Origin of the sequence: Bdellovibrio reynosensis (genome assembly GCF_022814725.1) — a bacterium.
Classification (GTDB): domain Bacteria; phylum Bdellovibrionota; class Bdellovibrionia; order Bdellovibrionales; family Bdellovibrionaceae; genus Bdellovibrio; species Bdellovibrio reynosensis.
In genome coordinates this window covers 1615873-1639785 of record NZ_CP093442.1, presented here as the reverse complement: position 1 = coordinate 1639785, position 23913 = coordinate 1615873, and the positions used below count along the sequence as shown (strand labels likewise).

25 protein-coding genes are annotated in these 23913 nt (G+C 43.8%); 20 read left to right on the top strand and 5 right to left on the bottom strand.

Annotated features, from left to right (window positions below; translation table 11 throughout):
- Positions 1 to 8 precede the first annotated feature (8 nt).
- A complete protein-coding gene (locus MNR06_RS07625) occupies positions 9 to 899 on the top strand; it encodes an SAM-dependent methyltransferase (RefSeq protein ID WP_243540639.1) in 891 nt (296 codons plus the stop codon).
- A 105-nt stretch (positions 900 to 1004) separates the two neighbouring features.
- Complete coding sequence (locus tag MNR06_RS07620; RefSeq protein ID WP_243540638.1) at positions 1005 to 1367, top strand: hypothetical protein; 363 nt, start codon at positions 1005 to 1007, stop codon at positions 1365 to 1367.
- A 52-nt stretch (positions 1368 to 1419) separates the two neighbouring features.
- Here MNR06_RS07620 and MNR06_RS07615 read toward each other — a convergent pair whose 3' ends face one another.
- Positions 1420 to 1689 carry a DNA-dependent DNA polymerase gene (locus tag MNR06_RS07615; RefSeq protein WP_243540637.1) on the bottom strand — a complete coding sequence of 90 codons (270 nt, stop codon included), beginning with the start codon at positions 1687 to 1689 and terminating at the stop codon, positions 1420 to 1422.
- Between the two features lie 81 nt (positions 1690 to 1770).
- On the opposite strand from MNR06_RS07615, the gene MNR06_RS07610 reads away from it, so the two are divergent.
- The 9 genes from MNR06_RS07610 (at position 1771) to MNR06_RS07570 (ending at position 10874) form a co-directional block, all read left to right on the top strand.
- Positions 1771 to 3033 (top strand): DUF814 domain-containing protein, encoded by a 1263-nt coding sequence (locus tag MNR06_RS07610; protein ID WP_243540636.1) that lies wholly within the window; start codon positions 1771 to 1773, stop codon positions 3031 to 3033.
- Between the two features lie 62 nt (positions 3034 to 3095).
- Positions 3096 to 4037 (top strand): ABC transporter ATP-binding protein, encoded by a 942-nt coding sequence (locus MNR06_RS07605; protein ID WP_243540635.1) that lies wholly within the window; start codon positions 3096 to 3098, stop codon positions 4035 to 4037.
- Positions 4037 to 4810, top strand: a complete 774-nt coding sequence (locus MNR06_RS07600) for an ABC transporter permease subunit (protein ID WP_243540634.1) — start codon at positions 4037 to 4039, stop codon at positions 4808 to 4810. Before MNR06_RS07605 ends, MNR06_RS07600 begins: the two co-directional genes overlap by 1 nt.
- A 1-nt stretch (position 4811) precedes the next feature.
- Entirely contained in the window at positions 4812 to 6350 is a 1539-nt protein-coding gene (locus tag MNR06_RS07595) for a GldG family protein (RefSeq protein ID WP_243540633.1), read from the top strand.
- Positions 6350 to 7354 (top strand): DUF4340 domain-containing protein, encoded by a 1005-nt coding sequence (locus MNR06_RS07590; RefSeq protein ID WP_243540632.1) that lies wholly within the window; start codon positions 6350 to 6352, stop codon positions 7352 to 7354. Before MNR06_RS07595 ends, MNR06_RS07590 begins: the two co-directional genes overlap by 1 nt.
- Entirely contained in the window at positions 7354 to 8346 is a 993-nt protein-coding gene (locus MNR06_RS07585) for a GHMP family kinase ATP-binding protein (protein ID WP_243540631.1), read from the top strand. The genes MNR06_RS07590 and MNR06_RS07585 overlap by 1 nt, the downstream gene beginning before the upstream one ends.
- Entirely contained in the window at positions 8292 to 9227 is a 936-nt protein-coding gene (locus tag MNR06_RS07580) for a DUF429 domain-containing protein (protein ID WP_243540630.1), read from the top strand. Before MNR06_RS07585 ends, MNR06_RS07580 begins: the two co-directional genes overlap by 55 nt.
- Position 9228: 1 nt before the next feature.
- Positions 9229 to 9915 carry a DUF4336 domain-containing protein gene (locus MNR06_RS07575; protein ID WP_243540629.1) on the top strand — a complete coding sequence of 229 codons (687 nt, stop codon included), beginning with the start codon at positions 9229 to 9231 and terminating at the stop codon, positions 9913 to 9915.
- Between the two features lie 137 nt (positions 9916 to 10052).
- On the top strand, positions 10053 to 10874 hold the full coding sequence (locus MNR06_RS07570; RefSeq protein WP_243540628.1) for a class I SAM-dependent methyltransferase: 822 nt from the start codon (positions 10053 to 10055) through the stop codon (positions 10872 to 10874).
- On the opposite strand, the gene MNR06_RS07565 is transcribed toward MNR06_RS07570, so the two are convergent.
- Complete coding sequence (locus MNR06_RS07565) at positions 10871 to 11800, bottom strand: CorA family divalent cation transporter (protein WP_243540627.1); 930 nt, start codon at positions 11798 to 11800, stop codon at positions 10871 to 10873. The two genes, MNR06_RS07570 and MNR06_RS07565, sit on opposite strands and share 4 nt — an antisense overlap.
- A 160-nt stretch (positions 11801 to 11960) precedes the next feature.
- Here MNR06_RS07565 and MNR06_RS07560 point away from each other — a divergent pair, with 160 nt between their 5' ends.
- Together MNR06_RS07560 and MNR06_RS07555 are read left to right on the top strand one after the other, a co-directional pair.
- Complete coding sequence (locus MNR06_RS07560) at positions 11961 to 13427, top strand: penicillin-insensitive murein endopeptidase (RefSeq protein WP_243540626.1); 1467 nt, start codon at positions 11961 to 11963, stop codon at positions 13425 to 13427.
- Between the two features lie 31 nt (positions 13428 to 13458).
- On the top strand, positions 13459 to 14535 hold the full coding sequence (locus tag MNR06_RS07555) for a phosphatase domain-containing protein (protein ID WP_243540624.1): 1077 nt from the start codon (positions 13459 to 13461) through the stop codon (positions 14533 to 14535).
- Between the two features lie 257 nt (positions 14536 to 14792).
- Here MNR06_RS07555 and MNR06_RS07550 read toward each other — a convergent pair whose 3' ends face one another.
- Together MNR06_RS07550 and secG are read right to left on the bottom strand one after the other, a co-directional pair.
- Positions 14793 to 15602: an AgmX/PglI C-terminal domain-containing protein gene (locus MNR06_RS07550; protein ID WP_243540622.1), complete on the bottom strand. Its 810-nt coding sequence runs from the start codon at positions 15600 to 15602 to the stop codon at positions 14793 to 14795.
- A gap of 107 nt (positions 15603 to 15709) precedes the next feature.
- Positions 15710 to 16093, bottom strand: coding sequence for a preprotein translocase subunit SecG (gene secG, locus MNR06_RS07545; protein WP_243540620.1), 384 nt, complete (start codon positions 16091 to 16093; stop codon positions 15710 to 15712).
- Between the two features lie 134 nt (positions 16094 to 16227).
- On the opposite strand from secG, the gene MNR06_RS07540 reads away from it, so the two are divergent.
- From MNR06_RS07540 to MNR06_RS07525, 4 genes are all read left to right on the top strand, one after another.
- Positions 16228 to 16692 carry a hypothetical protein gene (locus tag MNR06_RS07540; protein WP_243540618.1) on the top strand — a complete coding sequence of 155 codons (465 nt, stop codon included), beginning with the start codon at positions 16228 to 16230 and terminating at the stop codon, positions 16690 to 16692.
- 66 nt (positions 16693 to 16758) lie between these two features.
- On the top strand, positions 16759 to 17394 hold the full coding sequence (tmk, locus tag MNR06_RS07535; RefSeq protein WP_243540617.1) for a dTMP kinase: 636 nt from the start codon (positions 16759 to 16761) through the stop codon (positions 17392 to 17394).
- A gap of 6 nt (positions 17395 to 17400) precedes the next feature.
- Positions 17401 to 18348, top strand: a complete 948-nt coding sequence (gene holB / locus MNR06_RS07530; protein ID WP_243540615.1) for a DNA polymerase III subunit delta' — start codon at positions 17401 to 17403, stop codon at positions 18346 to 18348.
- A 58-nt stretch (positions 18349 to 18406) separates the two neighbouring features.
- Positions 18407 to 19177 (top strand): TatD family hydrolase, encoded by a 771-nt coding sequence (locus MNR06_RS07525; protein ID WP_243540614.1) that lies wholly within the window; start codon positions 18407 to 18409, stop codon positions 19175 to 19177.
- Here the strand turns inward: MNR06_RS07525 and MNR06_RS07520 are convergent.
- Positions 19167 to 20021: a S1 family peptidase gene (locus MNR06_RS07520; protein ID WP_243540612.1), complete on the bottom strand. Its 855-nt coding sequence runs from the start codon at positions 20019 to 20021 to the stop codon at positions 19167 to 19169. The two genes, MNR06_RS07525 and MNR06_RS07520, sit on opposite strands and share 11 nt — an antisense overlap.
- 323 nt (positions 20022 to 20344) lie before the next feature.
- Between MNR06_RS07520 and MNR06_RS07515 the strand changes: the two genes are divergently transcribed.
- The 3 genes from MNR06_RS07515 (at position 20345) to MNR06_RS07505 (ending at position 23911) form a co-directional block, all read left to right on the top strand.
- Positions 20345 to 21334 carry a beta-sandwich domain-containing protein gene (locus MNR06_RS07515; protein WP_243540610.1) on the top strand — a complete coding sequence of 330 codons (990 nt, stop codon included), beginning with the start codon at positions 20345 to 20347 and terminating at the stop codon, positions 21332 to 21334.
- 122 nt (positions 21335 to 21456) lie between these two features.
- Complete coding sequence (gene gap / locus MNR06_RS07510) at positions 21457 to 22464, top strand: type I glyceraldehyde-3-phosphate dehydrogenase (RefSeq protein ID WP_243540608.1); 1008 nt, start codon at positions 21457 to 21459, stop codon at positions 22462 to 22464.
- A 244-nt stretch (positions 22465 to 22708) separates the two neighbouring features.
- Positions 22709 to 23911 carry a phosphoglycerate kinase gene (locus tag MNR06_RS07505; protein WP_243540606.1) on the top strand — a complete coding sequence of 401 codons (1203 nt, stop codon included), beginning with the start codon at positions 22709 to 22711 and terminating at the stop codon, positions 23909 to 23911.
- Positions 23912 to 23913 lie beyond the last annotated feature (2 nt).

The following is a 23913-nucleotide window of genomic DNA, read 5'->3' as shown; positions in this document are numbered from 1 at the left end:
GACTAAAGATGATTTCTGAAGACCACGGCTTTTATAAACATTTTCAAAAGGTGTACGGCGATCGTTGGCCTGCGTTGTTCGCGGCTTTGACTCAACCAGAACAACAAGTGGCGCGCATTAATAATCTTAGCCTGATCGCTGATATCGAAAGTAAAAAGTGGTTTCATCTTAATGAAGAAATGGCCTTACCAGGTTGCAAATGGATGACCCCTGGCAGTTTCGTTCAGCCAGAACGCAATGAGGATGAACTATTAGATGTTTATATTCTTGATCCAGCCAGTGTCATGGTCGCTAGAGCCTTAGATGTTCAGTCGGGTGATCGAGTACTAGATATGTGTGCAGCACCCGGTGGAAAAAGCTTGGTGCTGATTGAAGCCTTAAAAGAATCCGGCGAAATCTTTTGCAACGATCTTTCCCCGGAAAGACGGGAACGCCTCAAAAAAGTCATTCAACAATATGTTCCCCGCGATATTCGCAACCGCGTTTGGGTGACTGGCAAGGACGGCGTACAATTCGGCCTTAAAGAGCCTGAAAGTTTTGATCGTATTCTGCTAGATGCTCCTTGTTCTGGCGAACGACATATTTTAGAAAATAAAGCCGCCCAAGATGAGTGGAGCCCGCGCAGAACCGAACACTTGGCTTCACGACAGTATTCATTGTTAGCCGCGGCTTTTTTAGCAGTGAAACCAGGTGGAAGAATCGTTTATTCTACGTGTTCCATTAGCCCAACAGAAAATGACGAAGTCGTGCGCAAACTACTTAAAAAGAAAAAAGATTCTGTAAAACTCGTTGAAGCTGCCGTCGGTGTCGGCGGCGAGCGCACGGAATTGGGTGTCGCCTTCATGCCAGATAAAAGTGGTTTTGGTCCGCTCTATTTCGCCATTTTAGAGAAATGCTAGGGCACACATAACAGAGTTGAAATTATCACTCCAATTAAGAACTCCATAGAATAAAACCTCACCGCAACTTCGGAGGATCCGAAGTGATATAGACAAGGAGTGTTTATGAGATCTTTACTGGCGATTGTTCTTTTTATTTTAGCTGCTTCATTAGTTATCTTCTCTCAAGCCCAAGCAGCCCCACCTTCTTGCGGATCCTGTGGACGTGGCAATCCTTACGAAAAAAGTTGCGGTAAATTAAGTAAGCAAGTGAAGTACATTTACGAAGAAGCCAATGAACAAGGTGCTAAATCTGAAGTAGAGCTTTGTCTTGATCTAGTAAGCGGCGAGCAAGTTTGCGGTGTATCCAGCGATTCATTATTAATGTTGTCAGTAAATACCATCACTAATTTGCAGGCTCAGGAAGTGTGCATGAAGTTTGAGGTTTCCCAAACGAATCGAAAAATCGTGGCGCTTCAAGGAAGATAGGAACCAAAAAAGAGAAATAAAAGAGCATAAAAAAGGAGCCTAGGGCTCCTTTTTAGTTTTCGTCACCTTGACGAAATTTATGGCGACGATAGTCTTCTAAGGTCATGAACCCGTAGGTCTTTTTGCGGTAGATTTCAATCACTTCAGCTTCGATATCGGCGATGACGTCTTCCATAAAAGCTATGGGAATATTGCCCTGTTTCATTAACTGCAGGGTATAGATATGGACCACCTTCAGAATAAAATCCTGGGATTTCTCCTTCAGGTTTTTTGTTTCTTGAAGCCGGGTTTCAACTATTTTTACTAAGTTATCCGTTGTCATGCCTTGTTACTATCGGAGTTTCCCTTGGGAACCTAATGTCATCCATAGAAATTTGGCCCAAAGAATGAAACAATCTCTGGTATGAAAGCCCTGACCCAGCAAGAACTAGAACATTTTGTCTCTTCAGTAGCACCTTTGTTAGATGGTGCGCAACTTCAAGAAATCATTGCAAACGATCGTGGTCTAGCTTTGGGCTTTCAATCTCGCACCCGCTATTGGCTTGTACTAGACCTTGTGCCTAACACGCCCATGATGCTATTGTTTGAAGATCACTGCCCCTTTAAGAAGAGCCCGAAGACAAAACCGGTTGGACTGTTTTTAAATTCCAAAGCTAAAAATCTGTATTTTACTTCCATGGAAGTTTTAGGGCAATGGGGCAGAATCGTCACAATCGCATTAAAGAATGCAGAAACAGAATGTGAGCTGGAACTTCGCCTGATTCCCAAACAAGTAAATCTGATCGTTAAATCCCAGGGAAAACAAATCGCTTGGGAAAAGCCATTGGATCTTTCCCCACCGCCAGCAATCGAAAATCCGCCGCCACCTAGAACCTTGGAACAAATTGAAACGGAATGGTTGGCAGAGCAAGGTTCGGTTAAGAAATCCAGTTTGGATCCCGTCGCACAGTGGGAAAAACAAAAATCCAAAGACTTAGAGAAAAAACGCAAAGCCCTTAGCGAAATTCAAAAGCAAATTGAAAGCGACAAGTATGAAACTTGGTATGAGCTGGGTAATTTTCTAAAAAGCGAAGGTCGCTTGCAGGTTCCAGAGCATCTTAAAGAGTTCGTTAATTCAAAAGAGTCTTTAAGTTGGAATATCGAAAATAGTTTTTCAAAAGCCAAGCAGCTTTTGGCGAAAAAAGAAGGCGCCAAAGATCGACTGGATGATTTGATTAAAGAAATCAGTCAGCTAGAAAAAGCAACTTACAAAGAAAGACCTGCGGGCAGTCAGCTTGTGGATTTAATGAAAAAAACGGAAGCGCGCGGTCGTAAGCTGCATTTAGAATCTGGAGCTGTCGTTTATTGCGGTAAATCGGCTGCCGACAATTTAGCTTTGCTTCGTCAGGCTAAGGCTTGGGATTTCTGGTTGCACTTGCGGGATTTTCCGGGCGCCCACGCGATAATTCATCGTCACCGTGATCAACTTATTAGCGATAAAGAAGTTCAAGAAGCCGCAGAGTGGGTTGCAAAAGAATCTTTGGCTTCAAAATCCCTTATGGTCGGGCAGAAAGTAGCCGTCGTCATAGTAGAATGCCGCTTTGTTCGCCCTATCAAGGGTGATAAATTAGGTCGCGTCACTTATCATTCAGAGCGCTCCTTAAGTTTAACTTTGCGTCATGCCTAAGGCCCCTTGATCTGACCATGTCTGAAGACTAAAATTTTCGGTGTAATCGAAAGGATGCATCGATGATTGAAGTGCGAGATCTTACTAAAGATTATGGTTCCAGACGGGCCATCGATAAGCTTAATTTTTCCATTTCAAAAGGGGATGTGGTTGGATTCTTAGGTCCGAACGGAGCTGGAAAATCCACGACCATGAAAATCATCACTGGATTCATGGCCCCTAGCCAAGGTTCTGCTTCTGTTGCGGGATTTGATGTTTTTGAAAATCCGCTAGAAGTTAAAAAGCGCATTGGCTATTTACCAGAAACTCCACCGGTTTATGGTGACATGTTTGTGCGCGATTATCTGCGCTATGTGGCAGCTTTAAAAAAAGTGCCCCACGATAAAATTGAAAAATGCGTGGATTATGCTATCGAAAAAACAAACTTAGGCGATGTGCAAAAGCGTTTGATCCAGCACCTTTCTAAAGGTTTCAAACAACGCGTGGGTATTGCCCAAGCGATCGTTTCAGAGCCGGAAGTTTTGATATTAGATGAGCCCACGGTAGGTCTTGATCCAAAACAAGTCGCAGAGATTCGTGATCTAGTAAAATCACTTAAAGGCCATCACACCATCATTCTATCAACCCACATCCTTCCTGAAGTTGAAGCGACTTGTGAAAAAGTCATCATCATCAATAAAGGACAGATCGTCGCGGAAGATAGCATTCACAATCTATCAACAATGGAAAAAGGCCAAAGCCGCATCCACGTTCGTTTGCGCAAAGAAATAACGGATATGAAGTCAGTCCTTTCTGACATCAGCCAAGTGGTTTCGGTGCACTTGGGCGCAACTTCAAAAGAATGGGACATTGACGTTCAAGGTGGTGAAGAAGTTGTCGATATGATTTCTTCGCGCATCGTGGGTAAAGGTTATGGTCTTATCGAATTAAGTCCAAGCAAACTAGATCTTGAAGATGTCTTCTTAAAGCTGACCTATGGAGCTGAAGGGAAGGAAGGTAACTAATGGGCGGAGCACTGACGATTTTTAAAAAAGAACTTAAAGGCTTTTATTTAAATCCAACTTTTTGGATCATCTGTTTTTTTGCAAGCGTGATCTTTAGCTGGGTTTTTACAATTCAATTAAATCTATTTGCTCAGCTTCTTTCAAACTACGTGATGCAACAAGGGGTGGATTCTAAACAGCTGAACATTCATTATGGTGTGTTCTTAAGAATCTTAAGCGTATTGCATATTATTTTGATGTTTGCGATTCCGGCTTTAACGATGAAGCTTTTTTCTGAAGAAAAGAAATTGCGCACGTTTGATCTGCTTTTAACTTCACCGGTGACTTCCTTAGAAATTGTTTTAGGGAAATATTTTGCCGCTGTCGGTGCATTGGCAGGACTTGTGGTATTAGCGCTCTTATATCCTTTGGCAAGCACCCTTCTGACAAAGGTCAACTGGTTGCCTTTATTTGTTTCCTTTTTTGGACTGTTCCTAGTTGGCGGTATTTATGTGGCGATTGATTTGTTTGTTTCATCGCTTACTGAAAATAGCATCGCAGCCTACATTCTGTCGGTATTCTTTAATATTTCATTATGGTTTGTAGGCTATGGCGCTGAAGTTGTGGACGGGGAATTTTCTAGAAAGTTTTTCGAGCACATTTCTTTAGGTACACACCTGTCAAACTTAGCTGAAGGCATCATCCGCACCAATGGGTTGATTTTAATTTTTAGTTTGATTGTTCTGTTCTGCTTCCTTGCTGAACGAGTGGTTGAGTCTTCTCGTTGGAGATAATATGGGAAAATTAAGTAAAATTTCATTTTTATTCGGCTTTATTTCTTTATTGTCCATGGCAATCACCAGATACCTTTTAGGGGACTGGGTTCCATTTTGCTGGCTAGCTTTAGGCATGGCCGTGTTCTTTTTTGGTTTTGGCATTTACAAGGACCGAGAGTTCTTTAAAGAGTTCTTCACCATGAAGACCACCAAAGAGGGCATGAGCATGGGAGTTTTAATCCTGCTTATGGTCGCGGTTTTGGCGATAGTTAATTACCTTGGAATTAAACATTATAAGTCCTGGGATTTTTCTACTAGCAAAGCGAACTCTTTATCAGAGCAATCGATCCAACTTGTAAAATCCCTGGATTCAGAGCTGAAAGTGTTTTTCTTTTATAAAAAAGGTGTCGAAGGTAACGAAGAAAACCGTCGTCAGTTCCGCGAGCTGATTAACAAGTACCAAGACGTCAGCGGCAAAGTGAAATTGCAATTCGTCGAAGTGAATGAAAACCCTGATCTTGCAAAAGACTATGGAGTTGATAAAGGCAGCGGCGTCGTGTTTTTAAATTATAAAGACCGTCGTAATCGCATCGAAAAAATCGATGAACAGGAATTTACCAGCGCCATCGTCAAAGTCACCCGTGAAAAAACCAAGACTTTGTATTTCACCGTGGGCCATGGCGAAAAGGATCTGAATGATTCAAAAGAGGGTTTAGGACTGGGTTCCCTAAAGCTGATGCTTGAAAACAATCGTTACGTGGTTAAAGAACTTTCATTGACGCAAACGCCGCAGATTCCAGACGATGCCGACGTCATTTTAATTGCAGGTCCGATTCGTGATTTTCAAGATTCTGAACTGCTTGTTCTAGAAAATCACTTGAAGGCCGGGAAAACCCTTTTTATGGCCATTGAAAGTCAGAACACTGCAAGACTGGAAAAGCTGACAGAAAAAATAGGTGTTAGATTCGCTAACAACTATATCTTTAACGTCGTTGATACGGTGATGGGACGCGGAGTGAACCAGGGGCCTGCGATCGGTTCTGTTTTTTCTAGCACCAACAAAATCACTAGAAGCTTTGCTCGTACGGATGTGACTCAATTCCGTATGCCTCAGGCTTTAATTAAAATTGACGCTCCGGCGGGAATCACTGTTGATGAACTGGTGAAAACCGCACCAACGGCGATGGCCTTTGACAGTATGCAAATTCGTGGCGATGCACCTGAAGCCACCTATACGTTGGTTGATGAAGTGACAGGGCGTTGGCCAGGGACCGATGAAAAGTCTGAAGAGTTCAGAGCTATCATAGTCGGCGACGTGGATTTTATGACCAATCAAATGCTATACCAAAATTTGAACCGTGATTTGGTCCTAAACTCGATCGCGGCTTTGGCCAAGGAAGAAAACTTGATTAGCATCACGCCAAAGGAAACGATGACGACACCGCTAATGATGACAGAAACCAAGTTTGCCGTTTTCTTATTTGCATTCATCATTCCACTGCCTATCCTGTTACTGGGAACTAGCATTGGTTTGTGGTTAAAAAGGAGAAACGCCTAATGAAACTTAAAGGTCGCTCCATTTTAGTCTTCTGCCTTTTGTTATTTGGCGGCTACGCTTATTGGGACTTTTTGCGCGATGAAAAGAAGGCGGAAAAGACCCAGCAAGCCAACCGTCTTATGACCGTGGACTTTCAACAGGTAGACAGTGTTCAACTTAAAAAAGATGACCAAGAAGTTTCATTAAAGCGCACTGTCGATGGTTGGGAAATCGTATCACCAATAAAAGACCTAGCTGACAATACGGTGGTGGATGATTTCGTAAAAAATATTTTTCCGGAAAGTGTGATCGAAGTTGCAAAAGAAGGGGATGGTATTGATTGGGCCGTTTATGGCTTAGATAAACCCCTGGGCACCATCACTCTTACCACATCAGCTGGGGCCAAAAATACGTTTGAAATTTCTGAAAAAAGAAATTTTGAAGAAAATGCCTTTCTTCGTAAAGACGGTGAAAACAGGGTTTTGGTGGTCAATTCAGTTTGGCAAAGCCGCATTCAAAAATCTGTTCTGGATTTCAGAGATCGTAGACTGTTAAGAAAGAAAATCGCCAGTATAGATGAAGTGCGCATTGAAAACGCCAAAGGCGCTCTTGAAATCAAACGAGTTGATGGAAAATGGATCAGTCCAGTTAAGAAAGATTTGGCCTTAGATCAAAACAAAGTTCGCGCCTTATTAACATCTATCGCGGATGCGAAGGGAAAAGAAATCTTCGAAGGTGGCGCACAAATCCCACCTGGTAAAAAATTATTCGGCTTAAAGCTGGTGATGGCCGATGAAAAATGGCAAGCCCAAGTGACCCAAGCTAAAGACTTAGGAATCTATGCGGTTCCCTCAAGTGGTCTATCGATGAAACTCGAACCGGGTGCATTGGATGGTCTTATAAATATGACGGTTGAAGACCTTAAAGAGCAGCCTGCTGATAAAAAAGATCCGCTTGAGAAAAACTCAAAGCCAGTTGAAGATAGTGATCAGGCGATGATCGTTCATCAGAAAGAAATTCAGTAATGCAAAAAATCGTTATTAAATCCCCAACCCGCGTTGATTTAGCAGGCGGGACCTTGGATCTTTGGCCATTATATTTGTTTATCAATGGTGCTTCTACTGTGAATGTGGCCATTGATATTTACACTACTGTAGAGCTTACTCCGCATGCTGATTCAAAGATCATTCTAGAAACTTTGGATCTGAATATTAAAAAAGAATACCGTGATCTTAACCAGGCTCTTGCTGATCAAGATCCAAAAATGATTTTGTTGCAAACGCAGTTACGTTACTGGAAGCCGGTGAAGGGGTTTCATTTAAAAACTTCTTCTGACAGTCCAGTAGGCGGCGGTTTAGGTGGAAGCTCAAGTTTGACAATCAGTCTGATGAAAGCTTTTTCGTTATTCTGCGGTCGTCCTTTTGCTGACATTCACCAGATGGTGCATGTGGCACATAATATTGAAGCTGAAATTCTTAATACTCCAACAGGCACGCAAGATTATTATCCGGCAGCATCGGGTGGAATCAATATTTTGCATTATGACTATGATGGTATTGAACAAGCAGTTTTGCCTGTAAAAAACACGGCGTTGGCTGAAAAATTCATGTTGGTTTATACTGGTAAAGCCCATCATTCAGGTCTTAACAATTTTGAAGTGATGAAAGATGGCGTAGTCAAAGATCCTAATACGATTCAAGCATTGCGTGATCTTAAAGCCATCGCTATTGAAACTGAAAAAGCCGTGCGCGCAGGTCAATGGCAAGCTCTTGGAAATTTATTTAAACAAGAGTTTGATGCCCGTGTGCGTTTGGCCCCTGAGTTTTCAAGTCCTGAGATTGCTAAGCTTGCGGAAGTCTCTTTGCAGAATGGGGCAGAGGCTGTTAAAATTTGTGGAGCTGGAGGCGGCGGTTGTGTCCTAGTTTGGTGTCCTCCAGACAAACGCGAGAAGGTAGCAAGCGCATGTCAAAAAGCCGGCTTTCAGGTGATGGACGCAAAACCCGTCGATCCCCTGTAAAGAAAACGACAAAGAAGGCGGTGGTTTCAAAACCATCGACTTCAGAAACCCACGCAGGGGAGGTCCACCGTTTTGTGGGTCTTTCCCTTAGTGGCGGTAAGTCCGACAAAGCCTGTATTGCCATCGTTGAATACTATCCTAAGCACAAAAAAGTTTTTCTTTCTCGGTTGGTTGAGAAAATAAAATCTGACGAAGTTCATTCCGCTGATTTTAAAATCTTTGAAATCATTAATCAGTACCACGATCAAATCACAACCTTTGCTTTTGATGTTCCTTTCAGACTGCCGCATTGTACAAATTGTGAAAGAAGCTGTCCTGGAATTGAAGGTTGTCCAGAGCCCCATGTGAAGTGGATGTGGGAATACACCCGCAAACTGCATAAAAAGAAAAAACCAAGAAAACTTTTCACCTCATACACTCAACGTTGTGTCGAGATGTATGTGTCGACGGAACTTGAAGAGCCTTTTATCATGCAGCATGCCCTGGGGGCGAACATTGCTCCGCTTTTAGCTCGCGCCATGTACATTAAACGCCGTCTGACCACGGTATGTGTTGAAGTAAATCCCAAAATTTCAGTGTGGCGAATCGGGCGAAGTCTTGATGTGATGAAAAGCCATTTGCGTTTTCATAAACACGCCATTAGTGGGGATGAAAGTCGGCGGGAAATCCTGCATGCACTTAGCAGCAGAAATGTCGCTTTCGTTTACGATCAAGACGTGAAGCTTATGATTGAAAACAATCACGCCTTTGAAGCTTTTATCTGCGCCTTAACTGCGTTTTTAAAATTCAAAAATATGACGGAGCCCCGCCCAGAAGGATTTCCTGAAAATGAAGACTGGATTGAAATTCCTAAGACCACATTGAAATGGACAGGGTTTTAGAATGTTAATTCCCGTAGGAACAAACATCTGGGTTGCTGAAGGTGTGGCGACATTCCCCGGCGGATTTAAAATGCCGGGAAGAATGACGGTTATTAGACTTGAAAATTCGGAGCTGATGGTGATTTCACCAATTGCTGTCACAGAAGATCTTATTAAAGAGGTCAATCATCTCGGCGAAGTGAAACACGTTATTGCGCCGAATGGTATGCATCACCTGTTCTTCAAAGATTTTGCCTTAAATTATCCTAAAGCCGAAACCTGGGGACCGCTGGACCTGCACGCTAAACGGTCCGATATTAAATTCACTAAAAATCTTTCTGATTTAGACATGCACCCCTGGAAGCAGGAAGTGGAGGTTTTTTCTGTGAAAGCAAACTCTCCGGTATTTGAAGAAATCACATTCTTTCATAAACTTTCAGGATCCTTGATCGTCACAGATCTATTTTTTAACTGGCACAAGTTCCCAAATGCTTTCTATAAACTTTTTTCTAAAATAAATGGTGCTTACAAAAAGTTAGAGATCACTAAGATCGGCAGAAAATCCTTCACCCATACGATTTCCCTTAAAGGTTTTTTAAACCAAGTTCAGCAATGGAATCCTAAGACTTTGATCATTGCCCACGGCGATCTTGTTTATGAAGACACACTTAACAAGATCACCGTCGCTTTAAAAAAAGTACTTCATTAGCCTGGGGGCCGCCTTTCCCGTACTGTAAAAGAACATCGTTTGTGTCTAACGAGCGGCGCAAAAAAGTCAATGCGGCAGACGGTCTTGCTATTATTTTGAGAGTCTTGGTAGGATTTTTCTCTAAACTGCGAGGAATTATGTCTAAGAAAGCTGACTTTCCATACCTCCACGGATTTTCAACTGAGGAACAGGAACGACTGCGTAAGCAAGCGCGTTTTGGTGAATACACGGTTTATCGTAACGTCAATTTCACCGGCGTTGAAAAGTTATTGGAAGTCGGTTGTGGGGTTGGCGCACAAAGTGAAATTATTCTTCGTCGCTTCCCTGATTTAAAACTGACTGGCATTGATCGTTCGACCAAGCAGTTGGGGGCCGCCCAACAGTTCCTAAGTCAATTGCCTTTCGCCCAAGGTCGATTCGAATTAAAAGAAGCTGACGCCACCAACATGGAGTTTTCAGCGAACGCTTTTGATGGTGCATTTTTGTGTTGGATCTTAGAGCACGTCCCAGAACCTATTCGCGTGCTTTCAGAGGTGCGCCGAGTTCTTCGCCCCGGTAGTCCGGTGTATGTCACTGAAGTTTTAAATGCCTCATTCTTTTTGGATCCTTATTCACCAAATGTTTGGAAGTACTGGATGGCTTTTAATGAATATCAGTTGAAACAAAAAGGGGATCCCTTCATGGGGGCTAAGCTTGGTAACTTGCTGATGCAGCTAGGATATAAGGACATTCACACTGAAGTTAAAACGTGGTTCTTGGATAATCGTTCGCCGCAAGCCCGCAAAGATTGTATCGAATATTGGACAGAGCTTTTGCTTAGCGCGAGTGAACAATTGCTTGATGCTAAATATGTTTCTAAAGAGGTTGTTGAAGGAATGAAAACAGAAATGGCCGCTGTGGCCAGCGACCCTAATGCTGTTTTCTTTTACTCTTTTGTTCAAGCTTCCGCTAGAACTTAGAACTGGTCTTTTTTTAGCCAACCTTTACGAAGCATCCACCAAGTGATGGCTATGACAACAGTCAACATCACACCTAGGGTGATGAAGTACCCATATTGTAGTTTTAGTTCTGGCATGAACTCAAAGTTCATGCCGTAAACGCCGGCTATAAAATTCAAAGGTAAGAAGAAAATTGAAAACACCGTAAGAACCCGCATCACTTCATTGGTGCGGTAAGAGGCTTCATTGGTTTTTTGCGCCATCAATGACAGATGCAGATTGATAAGGCCCGTGATTTCTTCCTGAATGCTATCAGCAAAGAAGATCAACTTATCTAGGGGCTCGCGCACGTGATTGATATCTTTTAATGGCACTTCCATTTCGGTATTTAGTTTAGCGATGATATCGGAAGTGAACTTAAAGATTTTGCGATAAGAAGATGTTTTTCTTTTTACGATATAACCTTGGCGTAAAATATTTCTTCGCTGCAAAGCAAAGACACGTTCTTCAATCACATCGGTTTTGCTATCAAGATCATCAAGGGGTTTATCGAAACTGCGGATGGTATGTAAAAAGAGCCCTTTAACAAAGGAAATCATTTCCACGTTGTTTTGGCTAGAGCAAGTTTCCTTCTTATCCGAGATGCTTTTGATAGCAGCACGGTGGATCGTGATCACGAAATTCTTGCCGACAAATAAAATAAGTTTTGTCGAAATTTCCTGCATAGTAGCAGCACTTATTTTGGCTTGTTCATCGTGGTGGCGAAGAATGATATAAATCAGCTTATCAAAGACCTCGCACTTAGGGAGGTGTTCCGGGTCTAAGGAATTAGAAATCGCCGCACGAGGGATGTTAAATTCCCCAGCCAACATTTCTAAATCAGCAGGGGTCGGGGCCTCGATATCAATCCATTTAAAGTCTTGCCATTTGTGTTCAAAGCGCTTCATGGCTTTAAGTATGGCAAACAATTTACGGCTGCTCTATCTAAAACTTTGACAGGTCATTTGTAATTTAAGGTGGTTTGAACCTTAAAGTCGAAGGCATACATTCTGCAACCTAGGCCGCAGATGGATACCAATGACGGGATCCTATTCTGGAGTGAAAATCATGAAGAAACTAGTTCGCAGCTTATTATTAATTCCTTTTTTAGTGTCAGCCTGTGCGCCAGATTCACGGGAAACAGGAATGCCTGCGACAACAACCGCGGAACCCCAAAAACCAACCATCGTTGACCTTGAAGGCTATCGTGTAGCCAAAGGTGCGACACGCATTCAAGATATGTCGGTTCTTTTTGACAAAGAAACTCGTTCAATGAAAGTCCGTGGTAAAGTCGAATATTTAAGTCTAGATGGTCGTAAGATCGAATCTCAAGATTTAGACCTTAACGGGATTCTAGATGCAGAAGGTTTCATTGAATTGCGTTCCCACCCAAGTTTAAAATTGAAAGAAGGATTGCAAGTCGCAGCCAAAGCGACCTGCTTAAGTCAGGAAAACACTTGTACCTCTTCATTTATCGATATTTACCTTGCGATTAACGGAGTGGTTTATCATCACCAAGTTGAATCCCATCAAGATTCTGGAGAGAAAGTTACAGAAGAAGATCATATTACCGATGAAGAATTAGAATCTGAAGATGAATCAGACCACGCTGATGGTGAACCAGGCCAATACATTGGTAGCCAAAAAGAAGATATCGACAAACTGTTGGATGTAAAACCAGCTCCAAAAAAAGAGGAGCCTAAGGAAGATCCAAAGCCAGAAGAACCAAAAAAAGAAGAGCCAAAGCCGGAAGAGCCGAAGCGTGAGGAACCTAAACGTGAGCCAAAGCCAGAGCCAAAAAAAGAAGAACCAAAGCGCGAGGAGCCTAAAAAAGAAGATCCTGTAAGGCCTCAACCGCGTCCTTCGCAGGACCCGGTGGCTAAGATACCGAAAGCCAACCAAGCGATTGGTTCTGTGAACTTAGGTTGGTTGCAAAATGCTGTGAGCCTACTAGATCTTCAGCAGAAGACTTCGGATCCAGGATTTAAAATTATTCGTCCCGAAAGAAAAACTCATTTTGCTACAAATGAACTGGCGTATTTGATTCAACAAATGGGCAAGTTTACAAATGCCGAAGTGAGCGGGCAGACTTTAGCAATTGGCGATACTTCTCGCCAAAGCGGTGGAAAGTTAGGCCGACATAAATCCCATCAAAATGGTCTTGATGCGGATGTGGCTTTTTATTTTAGCAACGGATCATCGCAGAAGAGCTTTGTATCTGCTGTTTCTGGAAGCAAGCCCCACAGCCAATGGATGCCTGAGGTTTCCTGGAAGTTATTTAAAAGTATCGTGGGCACAAAGCTAGTGGACAGAATTTTCATCCATAAGGCACTTAAAAACGAGCTTTGCAGGCTTGCCATTCAAAAAGGAGAGTTGCGGAAAGGTGACACAACCAGTTTGCCAGCTGAAACCCTGCGCCGATTGATTCCAGATACAGACCATGACGATCATTTCCATGTTCGTGTGAAATGTTCCAGCGCCCAAGTGCGTTGCCGCCAAATGGCAGAGCCTGCGACAGGGTCTGGATGTTTTTGACCTAGGGTCTTAAGACTGCCAAACTTAAAGCATGGCAGATTGGCGCGAACGAAGTGAAATGAATGGTGATGTGGTGTTCTTTCGATATGTATCGGAAGGAATGGAAAAAAGCCATGACGAGGTCTTTATCTGGGACCTCGATAAAACCTACCTTGATACCACAATCGATTCTTTGTCGGGTTTAATGACTACGATCTTAGAGCGCGCTTTAAATAAGAAAAACATTCCTGGTACCAATGCTCTTTTGCAATCGCTTTCAGAATATCGAAAGCAGCAGAAGGGCTATATGTATTTTCCGATATATTTTATCACGGCTTCACCGCCGCAATTAGAAGAACGAATCTCTGAAAAATTCTCGTTAGATAATATAAGACCGTTTGGATGTTTTTATAAAGACAACCTAGCGAATCTTCGCCCGGGACGGTTCTGGCGTCTGACCAAACAAGTGGGCTATAAGTTGCAAGCGCTTTTACAGCTGCGTACGCGCTTGGGTGAAAACGTTCGTCAAATCTGCTGGGGCGACGATAGTGAAACAGATGCGATTATTTATAATCTGTATTCGGATATTTGTTCCCGCCGTCTAAGCGCTCACGAGATTCGCACAACTTTAGAAAAGTTAAACGTTTCAGGTGAACAGGTTAGTACGATCTTAGAACTTCAGTCGAATATCCCGGAAAACGATCCTGTTGAAAAAATCTATATCAACTTAGCAACGGATACGGATCCCGATTATTATCTGAAATTCGGCAGAAGAACTTTAGCTACCTACAATACTTTTCAAGTCGCTTTAGATTTATATCAGGACAACCGTATTAGTTTTGAAGGCATTTATTCAGTCATCCAAGACATGATCTATAATTACTCATACACTCCAGAAGAGCTGATGAAAAGTTTTGACGAATTCATCCGCCGTGGAATTCTAGGCGAAAGAGCCTTCCATGAAATAAAACCCTTCTTCTTTGAAAAAGGTTTGCTTCACGCATCCTACGAGCCATCAGTGGCGCCCCTCAAAGAAAAAACAGTTCAAGATGGAAGAGTCTTCGAACTCGAAGGAGTCCACGAACCTTGGATTCCTGATCGCATCGACTACTTACACGATTATCGTTAACTCGAAGGCGGGCTTTTGCAGACTGAAGGGCTCCATTTACACCGGACGCTTCGGTCGGCACGCCATCCAGGCTCAATCGTCGCCGCAACTTCGTTGCGGTTCGCGCCGTCGTGGCGCCGACGAAGGCCTCTCTTCGGTCCGTTGCAAATGGAGCCCTTCAGTCTGCAAAAGCCCTTCGTGCTAGCGACAATACATTCATTTTGTGTGGCATCCAAGTGAACTTCGTCAGCGTGGCTAGTTGAATTTTTTAACGGCCACTATTCGAAGCGCAGAGGGAAAACAGTGGTGATTGGGTCGCCGCCGAAGGATTTAAATTCCACGCGTTTTGTTGCTTCTAATAAACATTTTTTGAAGCCTGCATCAGTGATGCTTGATGAAGCTATTTCGGCTTGGGCGACTTTGCCGGTTCTTTCGATCGTGAAGCTGATCGAAGCTTGTCCCACAACTCCTGGTGTTTTTTGCAGAAGCTGAGTGTAGCATTTAAAGAAGTTACTGCGATGGGTTTTTAACGTGTCTTGGATTTGTTCTGACGTTAAGCCCTCAGCCATATTGGCAACTGGAACTGCGGGTACGCCTGTTTCTGCCGGAGCTAATTCTGGCAAGGTTTCCTCAGGAGCTTGCTTTTTATAATTCATTTCATAATCAGTGGCGGTCCAACGAACGCCGTCTTTTGAAATATAAACGCTGCCTTCACGGCCGAAGTTTTCTACCTGCAGATCGCCGCGCTTAATAATTAAAACGATGCGTTCTGTTTCTTCATCGATTGTGATCAAGCTGTTTTCAGGAATGCGGATACGGTAGGCAGAATCAAATTCCATGGTGGCATCTCCGTCCACACTTGTTTCAACGGAATCTAAAGCAAAAAGACTGGCTTTGCGGCCCAGCTTTTCTTTTTGGGTCATGTTTTTTCTTAAGACGAAAACTTTGCCTAGGTTTAATTCCAGACGAGCAAGAGGACGTGCGCCAGGTTTTTGTTTTTCAGTTTGCGAAGCTATGAATAACGAAAGGGCTACGCTAAATAAGCCCACGACAATCAAAGAAGGAATAAGCCAGTTGTTTTTCGCCATAGAAAAACTATAGCGAAACCCAGATTGAAGATGTAGTAAAATCAGCGGATCAAGTCAGGAACCAAAAGCGCCCTTAAAAGAAAAGAGCGCTTGGACGGATCAAATTACTATTGAGCAGGTGCTGCAGTCGGAGCCGGCGTTGCTGCTGGAGTTCCGTTAGCTGCAGGTGGAGCTGTCTCTGGAAGAGCCGTTGCCGCTGGAGCAGCAGGTGCTGTTACTGGAGCTGTTGGAAGCGGTAAAGAATCAACAACAGATTTTTCGTGAGAAGAAGTTAAAACAGACAAAGCCAAGCAAGTGATTGCGAAAACTACTGCAGCCCATACTGTCATTTTACCAGCAAGAGTTTGCGCGCCAGTCGCACCTAACAATGAATTTGAAGTTGAAGAGCCGCCAACGCCTAAAGCGCCGTTGCTTTTAGAATCTTGAATAAGAACCAGAACGATCAAAACAAGTGCAACGATGATGTGCAAGATACCAATGAAAGTAGTCATTTATTTATCTCCCGAAGTTCCTGAATATAGGGACAGAAGGGGGAATCGTCCATCCCAAAGTGCCCAAAAATTCTCCCTTTGGCGCGCATAGTCATAAGGTGGTTTTCATCTTCCATCCGGCTTAAAATCAATCCATGAGAAAAATTCTACTATTTAGCCTTACCATCGCGACTCTTTGGGCTGCTGGCTGCACTTCAGAAGAAGGAAAGCTTAAAAAGCAGGCAATTTCAACAGGCGAATTGCGCCTTCAGCAGTTGATTCAGCAAGAAGCGCTAGATGGAATGCCTCAATCTTCAGAACTGCGCCAAGGCTATCAGGATTTTATTATGGCCCGCTCTGAAGTGGTCACCGATGAACCAGAAATTATCGGGGGTTCTGCGGTAGTCTCGGTGGCTGCCATGATTCCGCCAGTAAAGCTTCGTAAAACCCTTATTGCCATCGCTGGAAAATTGGATTCCAGTAAAGCTCGTCGCTTCAACTTTGGTGAGGCTGTCAGTCTGATAAAGCGCCAAACCGGTGAAGACACTGAAAACACCAAGCAAGGCCTTGGCATTGTGAAGTTCGTAAAACAGGGCGAAGCTTGGGTTCAGTCGGAATAGCGCGTAAAATCAAGGCTTCCGCGTTTGCTGTTTGACCGGCAGCACGCAATATCTGACAAAGTCCCCATGAAGTTTTTAGTATTTGAGGGCCTAGACGGTTCAGGCAAAAGTTCATTGATGGCAGCTTTAGAACAAGAGCTGCAAAAGCATCAGATCGATTTTCATCGCACGCGTGAACCGGGTGGAACTCCACTAGGTGATGAAATCCGTAACATGATTTTACGTACTGAAGGTCCATCGCCTTTGGCTCGCGCTGAACTTTTGCTGTATGAAGCAAGTCGTGCCCAACACGTTGATCAAGTGATTCGTCCAAAATTACAAGCGGGGACCTGGGTCCTTTGCGATCGCTTCTCAGCTAGCTCGGTTGCTTTTCAAAGTGGTGGCCGTGAAATCTCTGAAAAAGACGTGGTCATGTTAAATGAATTCGCGACGGGTGGTTTGAAAGCTGATCTTACGATTCTGCTAGATTTGCCCGTGGAAGAATCCCGTCGTCGCCGACAAGGCCGTGGCGCTGCGAATGGTGAATCAGAAGATCGCATCGAGTCTGAAGCAGACACGTTTCATGAAAAAGTTCGTCAGTCCTTTTTAGCCCAAGCCCGCGCCGATGAAAAATCTTGGTTGGTGCTTGATGCTAAAAAAACTCCGCAAGAATTGTTCGTGCTTTTACTAACTGCTTTGGCAGAAAAAAATATTTTAAGGTAATAAAAAATGCCTCGTCTGTTGGATACGATTCTTGGGCACCAAGAAACAATCGCAAAACTGGTTGCTTCCTTTGAACAAGGTAAGCCTGGTCAGACGTATCTTTTTGTTGGTCCTGCAGGTATCGGAAAAAAACTGACTGCCACAGGCTTAGCCCAAGCTCTTTTATGCCCACAAAGCAAAAGAGGCTGTGGCACTTGTCCAAGCTGTTTTCGGGTCACGAATAAAAGCCACGAAGGACTTAAGATTGTTGAGCCTGAAAAAGCCAGCATCAAAATGGAACAAGCTAAAGAAGTTTTAGAATTCTTAAGTTTAAAAAGTCTTAGCGGCAATCGCGTGATCATCATCGATCAAGCGCAAACTTTAAATCCTCAAGCGGCGAACTCGTTACTTAAAACATTAGAAGAACCACCTGAAGGCACGTTTTTCTTTTTGATCGCCCCCAGTGTCGCGGGGTTATTGCCGACGATTCGTTCCCGTTCCCGCATAGTCCAATTTAAACCTCTCACGGCAGATGATTTAGCTAAAAGAGTGAAAGCTCCGCAATGGGCTTTGAAGTCTGCTGGCGGAAGTTTTGAAAAACTAGCGCACTTGCAAGAAGGTCCTGAACAAGAGGTTCGCCAGAAATCAGTAGAAATTTTAAAGCTGATGCTGACAGATCCAGATTTCTTACTGAATGAAATTTGGCGCTCTGAATTCAAAGACCGTAGTCACGCCCAAAGCCTTATCGCTTATTGGGTGGGCTTTATGAAAGATGCCATCTGCCTTCAAGAAGATGCTAAAACTCAAATCGTCAATTTGGACCAAGCTGCGCTTATTAAGACTCTGGCAGAATACAGCCGCGAGTACTTATTAACTCTGATCCAAAAATCCCTGAACGCTGAACAAGCCATGGCCGCCAACCGCGATGCTCAATTGGTCTTGGAAGAGCTTTATATTACCGCTGGCCGTCCTTAATCGCGCAAAACACGAAGTGGCCCTTTTCACCGCTTCGGTTGTAGAGTAGACTGACCGTATGGAATGGATTGATATTCACGCTCACTTAAATATGCTCGAAGAAGGCGTTGAAGCGGCGATCGCTAACGCTAAATCTGTGGGCGTTAAAAAAATCATCACTATCGGAACTGAGCCTGGTGATCATCAGCTCGTTTTAGATATCGCTCGTAAATACTATCCCGATGTTTATTGCACCCTAGGTGTCCATCCCCACGATGGCAAAGTCTATACCGAAGCTGCCGGTAAATTTATCGAAGAACACGTGGTTGAACCCTGCGTGGTCGCGGTCGGAGAAATCGGCTTAGATTATTACTATGATCAATCCCCACGTAAAGAACAGCAAGATGCGTTCCGTGCTCAGCTTGAAATCGCTAAACGCACGAAAATGCCAGTTGAAATTCACACGCGTGATGCTGAAGAAGACACGATTGGAATTTTAAAAGAATTCAAAGGCTCGGTGAATGGTCTGATTCATTGCTTTACGGGTACAGAATGGCTCGCTCGCCAAGCTTTGGATATCGGATTTAATATTTCTATCAGCGGTGTTGTCACTTTCAAAAACGCCGACAGTTTACGTAGCACCGTAAAGATGCTGCCTTTAGATAGAATCCATGTAGAAACCGATGCTCCTTTTCTAGCGCCCATTCCCATGCGCGGGAAAAAGAACACACCGGCCTACGTTATTCACACTGCTAAATTCGTCGCTGAACTAAAAGGCATTTCAGAAGAAGAGCTTTGTGAGCAGACTCGTAAAAATGCCTTAAAGATGTTCCCTAAAATCAGTTGGTAAGAAGTTTAGATTCGGTTTCGCGAATCCACTGCGCAAAAGGGGCGACCTTGGTAACTTGACCACGGCCCTTGCAGCTCGTGAACCCGTTATCCAATTTTGTGCCGTACACGGCTGAATGAACTCCAATAACTTTTAAAACTCCATCTTCATGGAAAAATTGCGGTCCGCCTGAATCACCAGAGCATATAAATACAGAAGTCGAGGGATCTAGAAAATAGCGGTCGGAATAAGAGTTATAGTTTCCAGCGACTTTTAAAACTCCGCGGTGAAGTACGCCCACGTACTCGTGACCTCTTTCGCCACGTTTGCCTGTGTAGTCTTGGGATTTTCCAAAGCCATAGGAATAAACTGTTTGATGGGCGTAATTTGCTGCTTTGTCAGAGTCATAATCGACAGGTTCATATCCCTCTGGAACTTCACCTTTAAAAGTGCCTAGAGCAATATCATGATCGTACATCTTTGTGGAATTGTAAGAGCCATGCAGGGCCATTCTTAAACCCTTAAGTTTCAAGGCATTGCCATAGGTCTTTAAATAATTATTAGTGAAGATCACGTTGAAACCGCCAAAGGCGCGCATTCTAGTCTTATCAAAACAATGGGCCGCCGTAAGGACGGTGTTAGGACCAATCAAGGTCGCCGTGCAAATGGTAAGCGGTCGACCTTGGATATCGTGCATTTCAATAAGGACAACGGATTTGGCGGCATCACTAACCCTTTCTTCAACCGGGGTGCCGTTGATAATAGATCCATTGCCGCTAATATCTTGGTTTTCGTGGGTTTGTATTGCGAGGCCGCAGCCTGAACAGAGAATTAAAACACCCGCCATGAGTTTTCTTAGATCCATTTTGTCACTCCTTTGAAGCAAAAACGCTAGCCCACCGAAATATCGATTTCAGGTGATTTCTTTGAAAGGTAGCAACAAAAATAAAATTATGACCCAGGGACTCAATGTCTAAACTTCAGACAGTAGAACTTAAATCAAATATAAGGCCTCGAGGGAAAACCGCGAATTTCAGAAAATAACCGACAGCGTGAAGGAAGCACTCGTTCATGGCAGGCCTGTAAGCTTCAAAAGCACGCCAGGAGCCTTTTTGACACCAAAAAGGGTGGCACAGAACTTGGATAACCGGAATTCGGATTTACTATTAAAACCCTAAAGGAGTTCCCATGAAAAAGAACCTCATTATTGGATCACTCATTGTCACCAGCCTTGTACAATATACAAGCCCTGCCTTTGCGAATAAAGAAATCATCGGCAGCGTTATTGGTGGCATTATCGGCGCTGGTGTCGGTTCCACTATCGGTAAAGGTAATGGTAACAAAGCAGCTATCGCTATCGGTGCGATCGCAGGAACTATTATCGGTAATAAAGTAGGTCAAGACTTAGACGAAGCGGATCGTCGTGCAATTAACGATGCACAAAACCGCATGCTTCGCCAAGGTGGGAACTGTGATTGGGACGGTCGTAACTACGGTTCACGCACAGGTTCTCGCGGTCGTTTCACTTCTGTTCGTGAAGGTACTAATATCTACACTGGTGAAGTATGCCGTGAATACACAAGCGTTATCTATACCCGTCGTACCACTGAAGAAACTCGCGGTATTGCGTGCTCTCGCCCAGATGGTTCTTGGTATGAAACTCGCGAAACAGAAGTAAGATTCAATGGTCGTGGAAACGGTGGTGGCCGTCATAATGGTGGTGGTCGCCATAACGAACCTCCTCGTTACAACCCAGCTCCTCCTCCAGCACCAAGCCGTCCATTGCCTCCGCCACCTCCGCCAGTGAACCGTTACGGTTATGAAGGTCAAACGCAATTAAGCCAAATCACTCGTCGTACGGGTGGTGAATGGTTCCGTGTGACTTTGAACCAAGCTGTATCTTTAGAAAACATCCAAGTTTATGTTTTGGCTGCAGGGCTAAAAGTTCATGACACAACTGTTTACACAGAGTCAGGTCGTCGCGTTCAAGTCTACCAATTGACGAACACTCAAAATGCGTACTCTGGTCAGACGTTGTCTTCTGCAAATCTAAACCTAGGTTCAGACAGAGTGACTGCGATTGATCTTCGTGTTGAGTCCATGGGCGGATACGCTGAAGCCATCGTAAAAGTGACCTCAAATGAAACTTACCCTTCTTTGAGTGTTTCTCGTTACTAAGCTCAAGTTCGCGGAATAAAATTTCCTTTTTTCCCTCAAAGCCAGTCTATGACAGACCATGTCTAGACTGGCTTTTTTCGTCTGATGGGTCGATATTGTGGGGGTTTAAAAAAGGAGACATCATGTCTAAGTTACGCGTTGGCATCAACGGTTTTGGTCGTATTGGTCGTGTACTTTTCCGCGCTGGTTTTGAAAAGCTAGATATCGTCGGAATCAACTCTCTAGACAGCATCGAGGGTGATGCTCATCTTCTAAAATACGATTCAGCACATGGCGTTTTCAAAGGTGACGTTTCTACTGAAGGTCACAACCTTATCGTTAATGGTAAAAAAATTGCGGTTTCTAAAACTCGCAACCCAGCTGAAGTTCCTTGGAAAGATCTTGGCGTTGACTTGGTTCTTGAGTGCACTGGCGCATTTAAAGATAAAGCTGAGTTCATGGGCCACATCAATGCAGGCGCAAAAAGAGTTTTGGTTTCTGGTCCTGCAGAAAAAGGTGCTGACCTAACTATGGTTTACGGTATCAATCACGATGCCTACGATCCATCTAAGCACCAAGTTGTATCTAACGCTTCTTGCACAACGAACTGCTTGGCTCCTTTGGCTAAAGTTTTGAACGAAACATTCGGTATCGAACACGGTACTATGATGACTGTTCACTCTTACACAAATGACCAAAAAATCTTGGATGCTCCTCACAAAGATTTGCGCCGTGCCCGCGCTGCTGCGGTGAGCATGATTCCGACAACAACAGGCGCTGCGAAAAACGTAGGACTTGTGTTGCCTGAACTAAAAGGTAAAATTGACGGTATCTCTGTGCGCGTTCCAACACCGAACGTGTCTTTGGTGGATTTCACATTCACTGCGAAAAAAGATGTTACTAGAGAATCTGTGAACGAAGCCTTGATCGCTGCTTCCAAAGGCGCATTGAAAGGCATCCTTGCAGTAGAACATGGCGAACTAGTGAGCGTTGATTTCAACGGCAGCCCTTATTCATCAATCGTGGATCTTGCTTCCACAATGGTAGTTGGTCCGCGCATGGTGAAAGTGCTTTCTTGGTACGACAACGAAACTGGTTTCTCTAACAGAATGGTAGACGTAGCCTTGCACATGGCCGCAAAAGGCCTATAATCGCAACCGCTGAAAGAAATGCCATCACGGCATTTCTTCGCGAAGCCCTCCGAAGGAGGGTAAGGGCAGGAGCCCGCAACAAAATGGCCCATCCGACTGCGTTGGATCGGCCATGTCCTCGCTCCGATGTGGCGCTGCCACACCTCCGCTGCGGTAAGTCCGCTCCGCCTTGCGGCTGAACCATTTTGAGCGGTCGCTCGTTCGTCTTAGTTTTTTTGATTTTATTTCTTAAGGGAAGTACGTTATGGCAAATGGTCTAAAGGGTATTAAAACAGTTCGTGATTTTGAACTTGATGGCAAAGTGGTTTTCTTGCGTCTTGATTTGAACGTTCCAATGGAAAACGGAAAGATCACTGATGAAAACCGTATCACCGCTTCTTTGCCTACAATTAAACATTGCATGGAAAAAGGCGCGAAACTTGTTTTGGCGTCTCACTTGGGTCGTCCAAAATCTAAAGACGATAAAGAATATTCTTTAGAGCCTGTGGCAAAACGTCTTCAAGAGCACTTGAATGCGGAAGTGATCCTGGTTGAAGACCCAGATTCAGATGCTCCTAAACATCTTTTACAATCTTTGAAAAAGAATCAGCTGATCCTTCTTGAAAACGTTCGTTATGAAGAAGGGGAGACTAAGGATTCCATCGAATTCGCACAAAAAATCGCAAACTACACTGACATCTATATCAACGATGCTTTCGGTGCTTCCCACCGTGCGCACGCGACAATTCATGCTTTACCGTCAGTGATGAAAGATAAAGGTATTGGTTTCTTGATTGAAAAAGAAATCAATATGCTTGATTCACTATTGCAAAATCCAAAACGCCCTTACTTGGCTGTTATGGGTGGCGCGAAAGTTTCTGACAAGATCGCGGTTATCGAACGATTGATGGACGTTGTTGACGGCTTCATCATTGGTGGCGCTATGGCGTACACATTCCTTAAGGCGATGGGGCATCCAGTTGGTAAGTCTTTGGTTGAAAACGACAAAGTTAAATACGCAAAAGAAATGATTGAACGTATTGAAGCTCGTAACAAAACAATCTTGTTGCCAGTGGATCACGTAGCGACAAAGGGTATCACGGATACTGCAAACGCTCGTACGACAAAAGACGTTGTTATCTCTGAAGATGAGTTGGGTGTAGACATTGGGCCTCAAACCCTTCGTTCTTACACAGCAGCTTTGATGGAAGCTGGAACTATTTTCTGGAATGGTCCCATGGGCATCTTTGAAAATCCTGCGTTTTCAAAAGGCACTTTCGGTGTGGCTAAAGCGATCGCTGAAAGCAATGCTACAAAAATCGTCGGTGGTGGTGATTCAGCAGCTGCAGCAGAAGCGTCTGGTTTTGCTGACAAAATGACTCACATCTCTACAGGTGGTGGTGCCTCCCTTGAATATCTTCAAGGTGATAAACTTCCAGGTTTAGAGATCTTAAGATCTAAGAGATAATT

What these genes read in the sequence shown, in the direction of transcription:
- MNR06_RS07505 (WP_243540606.1), top strand. Translation starts at nt 22,709, where the DNA reads ATGGCAAATGGTCTAAAGGGTATTAAAACAGTTCGTGATTTTGAACTT.
- MNR06_RS07615 (WP_243540637.1), bottom strand. Translation starts at nt 1,689, where the DNA reads ATGACAACGGATAACTTAGTAAAAATAGTTGAAACCCGGCTTCAAGAA.
- MNR06_RS07520 (WP_243540612.1), bottom strand. Translation starts at nt 20,021, where the DNA reads ATGGATCTAAGAAAACTCATGGCGGGTGTTTTAATTCTCTGTTCAGGC.
- MNR06_RS07540 (WP_243540618.1), top strand. Translation starts at nt 16,228, where the DNA reads ATGAGAAAAATTCTACTATTTAGCCTTACCATCGCGACTCTTTGGGCT.
- MNR06_RS07595 (WP_243540633.1), top strand. Translation starts at nt 4,812, where the DNA reads ATGGGAAAATTAAGTAAAATTTCATTTTTATTCGGCTTTATTTCTTTA.
- holB (WP_243540615.1), top strand. Translation starts at nt 17,401, where the DNA reads ATGCCTCGTCTGTTGGATACGATTCTTGGGCACCAAGAAACAATCGCA.
- MNR06_RS07525 (WP_243540614.1), top strand. Translation starts at nt 18,407, where the DNA reads ATGGAATGGATTGATATTCACGCTCACTTAAATATGCTCGAAGAAGGC.
- MNR06_RS07515 (WP_243540610.1), top strand. Translation starts at nt 20,345, where the DNA reads ATGAAAAAGAACCTCATTATTGGATCACTCATTGTCACCAGCCTTGTA.
- MNR06_RS07610 (WP_243540636.1), top strand. Translation starts at nt 1,771, where the DNA reads ATGAAAGCCCTGACCCAGCAAGAACTAGAACATTTTGTCTCTTCAGTA.
- MNR06_RS07560 (WP_243540626.1), top strand. Translation starts at nt 11,961, where the DNA reads ATGAAGAAACTAGTTCGCAGCTTATTATTAATTCCTTTTTTAGTGTCA.
- MNR06_RS07620 (WP_243540638.1), top strand. Translation starts at nt 1,005, where the DNA reads ATGAGATCTTTACTGGCGATTGTTCTTTTTATTTTAGCTGCTTCATTA.
- tmk (WP_243540617.1), top strand. Translation starts at nt 16,759, where the DNA reads ATGAAGTTTTTAGTATTTGAGGGCCTAGACGGTTCAGGCAAAAGTTCA.
- MNR06_RS07590 (WP_243540632.1), top strand. Translation starts at nt 6,350, where the DNA reads ATGAAACTTAAAGGTCGCTCCATTTTAGTCTTCTGCCTTTTGTTATTT.
- MNR06_RS07555 (WP_243540624.1), top strand. Translation starts at nt 13,459, where the DNA reads ATGGCAGATTGGCGCGAACGAAGTGAAATGAATGGTGATGTGGTGTTC.
- MNR06_RS07625 (WP_243540639.1), top strand. Translation starts at nt 9, where the DNA reads ATGATTTCTGAAGACCACGGCTTTTATAAACATTTTCAAAAGGTGTAC.
- gap (WP_243540608.1), top strand. Translation starts at nt 21,457, where the DNA reads ATGTCTAAGTTACGCGTTGGCATCAACGGTTTTGGTCGTATTGGTCGT.
- MNR06_RS07570 (WP_243540628.1), top strand. Translation starts at nt 10,053, where the DNA reads ATGTCTAAGAAAGCTGACTTTCCATACCTCCACGGATTTTCAACTGAG.
- MNR06_RS07575 (WP_243540629.1), top strand. Translation starts at nt 9,229, where the DNA reads ATGTTAATTCCCGTAGGAACAAACATCTGGGTTGCTGAAGGTGTGGCG.
- MNR06_RS07580 (WP_243540630.1), top strand. Translation starts at nt 8,292, where the DNA reads ATGTCAAAAAGCCGGCTTTCAGGTGATGGACGCAAAACCCGTCGATCC.
- MNR06_RS07565 (WP_243540627.1), bottom strand. Translation starts at nt 11,800, where the DNA reads ATGAAGCGCTTTGAACACAAATGGCAAGACTTTAAATGGATTGATATC.
- MNR06_RS07585 (WP_243540631.1), top strand. Translation starts at nt 7,354, where the DNA reads ATGCAAAAAATCGTTATTAAATCCCCAACCCGCGTTGATTTAGCAGGC.
- MNR06_RS07605 (WP_243540635.1), top strand. Translation starts at nt 3,096, where the DNA reads ATGATTGAAGTGCGAGATCTTACTAAAGATTATGGTTCCAGACGGGCC.
- secG (WP_243540620.1), bottom strand. Translation starts at nt 16,093, where the DNA reads ATGACTACTTTCATTGGTATCTTGCACATCATCGTTGCACTTGTTTTG.
- MNR06_RS07550 (WP_243540622.1), bottom strand. Translation starts at nt 15,602, where the DNA reads ATGGCGAAAAACAACTGGCTTATTCCTTCTTTGATTGTCGTGGGCTTA.
- MNR06_RS07600 (WP_243540634.1), top strand. Translation starts at nt 4,037, where the DNA reads ATGGGCGGAGCACTGACGATTTTTAAAAAAGAACTTAAAGGCTTTTAT.